We start from the raw sequence: 8322 nt of genomic DNA, 5'->3' as shown, positions 1-8322 counted from the left end.
CTGTCTAAAAGCATTTAAAAGCATTAAAAATAATTAAAAGCCCAATCACTATCAAAAGCAGGGAATGAAAACTGCCCTATGTACTTGCTTCGCTCGTACTCTATTGCAAGTCGGACAAGCCGACTTGCTTGGGGCAGTTTTAACAAAGATAGTTCTAGAGCAAAGGCTGCAAAAGCAAAAGCGACTATGACTTCGCTACGCTCAGAAGCTTTACGCTCGCTTCGCTCGTCTAGACGTAAAGGCCAGTGAAAAAAATAAAAATTCTCTAGATGCAAAATAGTTTAAAAAGCAGTTTTTCAGAGGGTCGAGACGCAAATTTTCTTTGTGTCAGCTCGTAGACACTCGCTTAAAAAAACACCTTTTTGAATTCTAAAGTGTGACTAAACAATAGGACAAAGCCGACACGGTGTTTTGACACAGTGTTTTGACACATTTGATTAAATAAAGGTTGCGCTTAAAACGGTAACGCCACCGCTACGCTACCCTCTGAAATCTGCGCTATCGCTTGCTTTCAGCCCGAAAGGGTTCGGGACGGGTTGGCTAGATCGCTAGGGCGATCTTACCTACACCGAAGCCCCCGTCTGCGCGCCTGCGGCGCACGACAACCCCCCTTCTGACAAGTGGGGAGCTTCTTCGCTACGCAAAGAACTCCCCGACTTGCTTCACCGAAGGAGGGTTGTCGTGCGCTTCGCTTCGACGGGGATGGCTTTGCCCCCACTTCGGGGTCGGCCGTTGGGACGGCCTGAATTTTCGGTGCGCTTCGCTTACTCAAATTCACCCACTTGTGGCTCCCCCCTGGTCTCTTCGCTAGGTCGCTTCGAGACTTTTTCGCTTCGCTCAAAATCCCTTCGGGACAGCCGACCGCTTGGAGCGGTCGGGCACAGCATCGAATGCATCACCTAAAAATTGGTATTTACATCCGCTTAAAAACTCATATTATTTTCGGTCAATGTGTAATAATACATTGAAAAATAACAATTTTTTATATTGCAGTGTTGGTTTTTTAATCATAGACTGTGCCGAAATACTGTGTCCTATCACCTAAGAGCGATACTTATGAAATGGATTTTTTTAGGCATTGTCGTCCTGCTTTTACTTTTCATCCCTGAGATAGAAAATTTTCTTGAAATCTTCTTTTCACACCCTTTTCGATTTTTTTTGGCGGTCATTTTGGGGATGATATTTTTTGGGTGGATGACTTTCAAAAAAGAGGGTGAAGAGCTTCCTAGTTTTCTTAAAGTGCTTTTTTTTGGGACAAATGCTTTTTTTGTGATGGTTTGGGGGGTGGCTTTTTTCTTCGATAAAGCCACCATTTTAGATGCTCTAGCCCACGGTGGTTTTTTGGTGCTTGGGATGCTTTTGGTTGCCCTACTTGAGCGAAGCTATATCCCTTTTACAGAAAAATTTCTGTCTTTTTTTACCAAGAAAGCAGGGACAGAAAGAGATCACCTTACTGATGTCCGAGAAGTCGCAAAAGATGCGGGAAAACAGCAAGAAAGACCATCTTTTAATCCTGAGGATTTCTATGAATCAGGAAAATTTTTCCTAGGTATCGATGAAAATAACAAGCCTGTGTACTGGGATAATGAACGTTTTCCCCACTGCCAAGTGACAGGAACTACAGGCTCAGGGAAAGGTGTATTTGGTGGGAATACTCTTGCTCAGTGTGCTTTAGCTGGTCAGCCTTGCTTTATCTTTGACCCAAAAGATGATGAGTATGGACCAGCGCAAGCAAAAAAAAGCGCAGATGATGCAGGCCTGCCATATTACTACCTTGACCTAAGAAAAAGAAAAGCACAACTTTCGATCTTTAAAGGCTGTGATCAAGATCAGTTAGAAGAACTTTTGATTGCAGGCTTTGAGCTTGGCGAAAAAGGCGGAGATTCAGATTTCTACAAACTTGCAGATCGAGAAATGGCGGAAATAATTTCTGAACTTTATAAGGAAGGTGATACACCTCAAAACATCTTTAAAGCCCACAATAAAATTATGGAAAAAGCAGAAGGATTTCGGGCGAAATTTAGAGAATTAGCTCGTACTCCATCAATTAATGCCTTAGACGGACTTTCTTTGGAGGAAGTTGTGAAAAATGGCGGTGTTGTTTATGTGGTTGGGTCTATGCGTAACGCTAGGATCATACGCATTCAAAAAATGCTATTAGTTCGCTTGATACAGATTGCAGAGAGTCGAGATCGTATTAAAAGCCAACCCAAAAGGATTTTCGTTCTCTTGGATGAATTTAAGTACCACATTTCAAAGACAGCTCTAGAAGCCTTGGGTGCAGCACGTGACAAAGGGCTTCACGTTCTTATGGCTCACCAAAGTCTGGGCGATCTTAGGGACTGTCCAAGTGATCTAAAGCCTGAGACGGTGATTGATGCAGTCTTTGAAAACTCCCTATTGAAAATTGTTTATAGAGTCCAAAGCCCTGAGACTGCTGAGTTTTTTGCACGTAAGTCGGGGAAAATTTTGGTCGATATTGAAAGTCGTCAAATTGATAAGACACTTGGTTTAGCTCAAAAGGTTAAAGAACGGAGGATTTCTCAGGAACAGAGTTATTTTTATGACGAAAATCAAATTCTATATTTGCCTAAAGGTGTCGCTATTGTCTTTGGCGAAGGACTTCCTAAAAAGATTTCAATTGCCCCGATTAGAGTCACAAAAAACTATGAAGCTATTACAGTGCAAGACTTTGGCGGTTTTATTGAATCTGAAAGTGTTGATCTTGATGAAGCGGAAGAACTGATTCTAGAGGATTGATATGAATTATAAAAACCGTAGAGAAGAGAAAGAAAAAATCATTTTGAAATTTTTAAAAAGTGAGGGATTTAGCACTAGGAAAATTTTAGGTGAGCTTTTAAAAGTAAGCCGTACAAGCATCTCTAGGACTCTTAAAAGTTTGGAAAGAAGAGGGCTTTTGATGGAGTCGGATGTTAATTTTTGCTTTGATCAAAGAAGTCCTTCTCTTTGGGGATTGACTCCTACAGGAGCTTTTGAAGCAACGGAAGACGGCAAATACAGGCACTTTGACCCCAATCGGGTTTCTGAAATCACCATCCGGCATGAGCTTGCTATACAGAGTACAAAGATAAAGGCGATCCACTTGGGGTGGAATGAATGGCTAGGAGGGCGTGAGCTTAGGAAGTTAGCAGTTGCAGAGCGCAAGCTTAAAAATGCTGGGGGGATAAGTAGCCTTACGTGGCTTCAAATCCCTGATGCTTTTGCAGTATCCCCAAAAGGTCGAAAAATAGCTTTTGAGATCGAAAGGACGATCAAGATACCTGAGAGATATGAAGAAATTTTTAAAAGCTATTGTCAGATGCTTGTAGATGGGACGGTACAAGAGATCGTCTATGTCTGTCCTGAAGATAAGTGTGTACGCCTAGAGCGTCTTATCTTCAGTATCGAAACGGTTCTTATTGGTGGGCTGATAAGACCAGTGAATGATTCTTTTAGAAAAAGATTCCACTTTGTGACCTATAAGGAGTGGGAAGACTATGCAAAAAACTTTTGAGGAAAACCCTTTTTTTGAAGTGCATGCTTTTAGTCACTACTTTAGAAAAGCCTTGGGAGGCGTGGCTTTCAAAGACCTAGATCACGCTTTTGATCTTGCTCTTTCCATCGCATCTATGGACACAGAGCTTTTTAAAAGCTCTTTTGTCGACCTGAAAAAAGCGGACATGGAGACGGTACGGACATTCATCGACTCTTTGGATGACCAAGCTATGACAGCCCTGTCTTTTATCATCAAGATGGCTGAAATTGAGCCATATCTAGTAGTACACACAGAGGAAAATTAAAGATATGTTAGAAATTCAAATACATAAAGAAAACTTCGGGGCAGAGATTCATAGCTCAGGAAGTTTTGTCTTAGGATTGACTCCAGAAGAGTACAAAAAAATGATTTTGGCAAAGCTGGCGACGGGTGAGTGGCAAATGCAGTATGAGAAGCTACGAGCAACTCTTTCTGAGGCTTCTGCCGAAAAATTAATGGCTCTAGGCGCCACAGTTCAGAAAAATTTACCTTGGTAAGTACTTTGCTTGGCTTCTGTAGGGAACTTTTCCAAAGTGCCATGCGCAAAGTGGCTCGACTTTCAGTGCAGGCTAAAGCCTACTCTGAAAGCATCGAACTAAGAATTTCGTATATGAGATTTTATGTTAAATAAAGCTAAAAAATGATAATTAGTAATAAAGGCATGGTGACTACCTAATTGCGATAGAATAGTTGATCCTCTTGTTGTTTTATCCTGTTTTGGGATATATTGCTATTATGAATACATTCCCCAAGCGTATCGAGCACGTTAAAGCTCCCCCTATTAAATCTCAAGGAATCAAAACGAAGTTGATTCCTTTCATTTCTGAAAATATTTCATGGTCTGGTAAGGGTAGATGGATTGAGCCTTTTATGGGGTCAGGTTGTGTTGTGCTAAATTTACAACCGAAAAAAGCTCTTATTAGTGATACAAACCATCATCTAATTAATATTTACAAAGCAATTCAGAGTAAAGATATAACTCCTCTAAATTTGAAAACCTTTCTAGAAAAAGAAGGAGCAATACTTCAAGATAAAGGTGAGGAATATTATTATGAGGTTAGGGCTAGATTTAATGAATATGGCAGTCCATACGATTTCTTATTCTTAAATAGATCTTGTTTTAATGGCGTAATTAGATTCAATTCAAAAGGTAAGTTTAATGTCCCTTTCTGTAAGAAAACAGAAAGATTTAGACAAGCTTACATAACAAAAATTTGCAATCAAGTAGCTTGGGCTGATTCTGTGATTGAGGGGAAAGATTGGGAATTTAGAGCCTCATCATGGGAAGATATTTTGAAAAATGAAATCCAAAAAGATGATTTTGTATATTTGGATCCCCCTTATATTGGCAGGAATGCTGACTATTTTAATACTTGGACAGAAGTAGTTGCAGAAGATTTAGAAAATACAATTAAAGCCCTACCATGTAGCTTTGCTTATTCAATGTGGTTAAGAAATGATTATCGAGAAAATTTACAACTAATTGAATCATTTAAAGATTTTGAGTTTAAAACGCATTCTCATTTCTATCATGTCGGTTCAAGTGAAAAATTGAGAAATTCTATGGAAGAAGCTCTGATTGTAAATTTTATTGATGATTTACAATCAGTCAAAATTAATCCAGTAGAAAAACAGATGGCTCTCTTTTAAGAGCCATTATTATTTCGTCGCCATCCCCTATATCCGTCTAAGTTACAATATAAGCTATTACGATCGGAGGCTGTTCTACCATAATTACGCCAATAATCTAAAAATTCTGCTTCATCTCTGAATCTAGGAGTTATATCTTTAAAATCCTCAATTCTGCCTGAAATACTACCTATATTTGTGGTATTACCGCTTCCAGCAGAAGTACCAGCTATTTCCCATTTTTCAGCAACAAACCAATCAACCTCTTTATAAGATAAAGGAATTTGATCTACTTCTGAAATATTATAAATATGATGGTCAGCAGCTTTTCTAGTAGCTACACGTGTATATACAAAACCAATCACCCAATGAGATGAGTATTCATAAAAAGGATAAACAATATTTTTAGTTGGATTTCTTATAAAGCTTGTATACCCACCTAATGTATAGCCGAATTTATCTGTAGTACGTTCTGTATAAGTTGTCTTGACATCAATTGCTATTCGATTTGGAGGAGCGCTTCTAGGATTGGTAAGAGTAAAGTCAGGGTAATGATTTTGCACGGCAGGTTCTTCAACAATCCAACCTTCTTCTTTTGCTAGTTCACTAATAATAGGCCTTACAAACAATTCAAAAAGAGTGCTTAATACTTTTGTGTCCGTACCTAAAGGATAAATATCTCCATTTTTATTTACGAAACCGCAAATGGACAAGTCATTATCTGATTCATTCAACTTTCTTTGTAACTTAGCCTTAAACTCAGCTTTATTCATTCCAAATTTCATCCATACGATTAATTAAATCATGAGGAGAAACATTTAGTTTTTTGCAGATGTATAAAACTTCAATTAAATCCAAGCGACGTTCGCCATTTTCATATTTGGATATGAATGATTGAGGCTTTTCTAGAAGCTCAGCTAATTCTTTTTGAGATAAGTTTTTTTCTTTTCTCAATAAGGTAAGGATTTCACACAAAAAATCATAATATTCTCTTTTCATTGAGTAAGTATGAGTAATAAAAACAAATATCCCAAAATAGAATATTTTAAAAATCTATTAGAATTAAGTATTTCTAAAATTAACATAATACACCTTATACGAAATGCGTTATAATTATCTATAGAAATCAATGCTGTAGTTTCTAGTTGATAGCCCGAACATCCCTGTTCGGGCTTTTTTAGTGATTTGTCATGTTCCACGCCTATTATTTAATCAATGTTTCACAACTTTGTTCATATCAGTTAAACAATCGTGGTTAATCATAGGGTCTAAAAAAACGGCTCCAAAAGCCTCTTTTCGGCTGGTCCGGTTCAACGTGCTCCGGCACTGGAATACGCTTATTTTCCCTCTGCTCTGGAGTAGTCAATCCGTCATGTTTCGGCTCAGGTTCTGACCGAGGATCCGTTGCTATATCTTGGCTAGGTTTTTGATCGGTAAACGTAGTCATATTAGGTTTTGGGGCTTCTAATAGGCGTTGCATCGTTTCAATTTGGTTTTGATAGAAAGATTCCCGATCTTTTGCATCATCAAGCTGATTTTTCAGCATGTCTATCTGCTGTCTAAGCAGTAAAACTTCTGCCGAATTTGGACTGTCTATTTTTACAGGTTCTTTTACATCCTGTTTTTTAACTGGTTCCCCAAAAACGCGTATGGCTTCTGCTAGATCAATCTTATTATCAGAATTTTTACTTAAAATTCCTTTCTTTATGTTGTTGTAAATTGTTTGTCTATTGATGTTGTACAGCTTGGAAAGTTCAAGAACTGTAAGGGTTTTCATCCTGTAAACCTATGCCTAAACTTGTAAAATGTTATTGCCTATTAGACTGTCTAATAGGCAAATGATCAAGTCTAAATTTTAGGCAGGTTGAAAGCCAACTTTCTGAAGATAGGGGAATAATTCTTCAAATTTTTCGGCATCTTTCAGCATCTCAGCGATGCGAATAGCAAATTGAGCATAGCTTTCTGTACCTTGAGAGTAGTTTCCCATATCAGGTAACTCAGCGAGTTTATTAGCAAATAAATGACGTTGAGGATCTGTAAAAGTTTTAAATACATCTTCTACGGTGCGCTCACGTGTCGCAGGGAGATTTTTCGACTTCATCTTCATGCGGAAAGTAAAGCCCGATACTCGAACACCCTTTTTTTTCTGCTCATAGGATACTGTGAGATCCGTGTGAGCGTTGATCTGAGCTACAGCAAGATCCAAAACGAATTTTTTGAAGTTGCTCATAGGTCGATATTCAGTCGATCCTAAGCCGATCTTGTCTCGAAAGTCTTCTAAGTCAAAGCTAACCTTTCCTATGCTCTTCCATGCGATAAGCAACTCATATAGGCGTACAGCATACTTGCTTGATAAAAGACTGATCTGCTCCGTCTCATAGCTTGTAAAGTTCTTTTCTAAGCGGGTGATCAAAGGCACGATGGCAGGGGCAAAGATAAGCTGTACGCTAGCCTCACCTTCATCGTAGACGATTTCGCTTACCCATCGGCTACGATGAAGCTTTCTAGTACCAGTCTCAGTCAGGCTTTGGTAGCTGAATTGCCTTGCAAAAAGTGTATCACAAGCGCTTTTTAGAGCTTTGTAAGCGGCTTGTCTTCCGACCCCAAAAGTATCCATGTACTTTGATGCATGGACAGTGAGAAAGCTGTCAGAAGAGATACCTTGCTCAGTTTCTCTTGCTTCTGTGATGGCTAAGACTATCAACCGCTGCTCGACTAGGTCGAGGTTAAAGCTAGCATTTATCAAAGCATTATCTTTGACGACAAGGGACATATCTTTTTCCTTTAAAAATTTTACCGTAACCATGGCGTCCCTCGGTAGTCTTGCTGTCTTGATAGTGATCACAATAATATTAACTAGTAAAAAAATCAATTAGTTTAAATTAATAAATTTTATATCCTAGTTGATTGGTAACTTTTCCTAGTTGAATTGGTAACTTTTCCTAGTTGAATTGGTAACTTTTCCTAGTTGAATTGGTAACTTTTCCTAGTTGAATACCCTCTGTATAGCTTGCTAGGCTTGCGTTTCAGCCTGTCTAAAAGCATTTAAAAGCATTAAAAATAATTAAAAGCCCAATCACTATCAAAAGCAGGGAATGAAAACTGCCCTATGTACTTGCTTCGCTCGTACTCTATTGCAAGTCGGACAAGCCGACTTG

The 8322-nt window shown here is 38.7% G+C and carries 9 protein-coding genes; 5 read left to right on the top strand and 4 right to left on the bottom strand.

Features of this window, described 5'->3' with window-relative positions; translation table 11 throughout:
• Positions 1-1056: 1056 nt before the first annotated feature.
• From FTU87_RS14645 to FTU87_RS14625, 5 genes are all read left to right on the top strand, one after another.
• Positions 1057-2760 (top strand): type IV secretory system conjugative DNA transfer family protein, encoded by a 1704-nt coding sequence (locus FTU87_RS14645; protein WP_180097736.1) that lies wholly within the window; start codon positions 1057-1059, stop codon positions 2758-2760.
• Position 2761: 1 nt separating this feature from the next.
• Positions 2762-3514 carry a helix-turn-helix domain-containing protein gene (locus tag FTU87_RS14640; RefSeq protein WP_180097734.1) on the top strand — a complete coding sequence of 251 codons (753 nt, stop codon included), beginning with the start codon at positions 2762-2764 and terminating at the stop codon, positions 3512-3514.
• Positions 3498-3800, top strand: coding sequence for a hypothetical protein (locus tag FTU87_RS14635; protein ID WP_180097732.1), 303 nt, complete (start codon positions 3498-3500; stop codon positions 3798-3800). The genes FTU87_RS14640 and FTU87_RS14635 overlap by 17 nt, the downstream gene beginning before the upstream one ends.
• Before the next feature lie 4 nt (positions 3801-3804).
• Positions 3805-4032, top strand: coding sequence for a hypothetical protein (locus tag FTU87_RS14630; RefSeq protein ID WP_180097730.1), 228 nt, complete (start codon positions 3805-3807; stop codon positions 4030-4032).
• Between the two features lie 238 nt (positions 4033-4270).
• Complete coding sequence (locus tag FTU87_RS14625) at positions 4271-5185, top strand: Dam family site-specific DNA-(adenine-N6)-methyltransferase (protein ID WP_180097728.1); 915 nt, start codon at positions 4271-4273, stop codon at positions 5183-5185.
• Here the strand turns inward: FTU87_RS14625 and FTU87_RS14620 are convergent.
• The 4 genes from FTU87_RS14620 to repM form a co-directional block, all read right to left on the bottom strand.
• Positions 5182-5937 (bottom strand): type II restriction endonuclease, encoded by a 756-nt coding sequence (locus tag FTU87_RS14620; RefSeq protein WP_180097726.1) that lies wholly within the window; start codon positions 5935-5937, stop codon positions 5182-5184. The genes FTU87_RS14625 and FTU87_RS14620 overlap by 4 nt on opposite strands.
• Positions 5930-6163: a helix-turn-helix domain-containing protein gene (locus FTU87_RS14615; RefSeq protein ID WP_180097724.1), complete on the bottom strand. Its 234-nt coding sequence runs from the start codon at positions 6161-6163 to the stop codon at positions 5930-5932. The genes FTU87_RS14620 and FTU87_RS14615 overlap by 8 nt, the downstream gene beginning before the upstream one ends.
• 256 nt (positions 6164-6419) lie before the next feature.
• Positions 6420-6941: a plasmid replication DNA-binding protein gene (locus FTU87_RS14610; RefSeq protein WP_180097722.1), complete on the bottom strand. Its 522-nt coding sequence runs from the start codon at positions 6939-6941 to the stop codon at positions 6420-6422.
• A 78-nt stretch (positions 6942-7019) separates the two neighbouring features.
• On the bottom strand, positions 7020-7970 hold the full coding sequence (repM, locus tag FTU87_RS14605; protein ID WP_257220493.1) for a replication initiation protein RepM: 951 nt from the start codon (positions 7968-7970) through the stop codon (positions 7020-7022).
• Between the last annotated feature and the right edge of the window lie 352 nt (positions 7971-8322).

This window comes from Acinetobacter sp. YH12156, assembly GCF_013418235.1.
GTDB lineage: Bacteria > Pseudomonadota > Gammaproteobacteria > Pseudomonadales > Moraxellaceae > Acinetobacter > Acinetobacter pseudolwoffii.
This window is presented reverse-complemented; position numbering and strand designations above follow the sequence as displayed.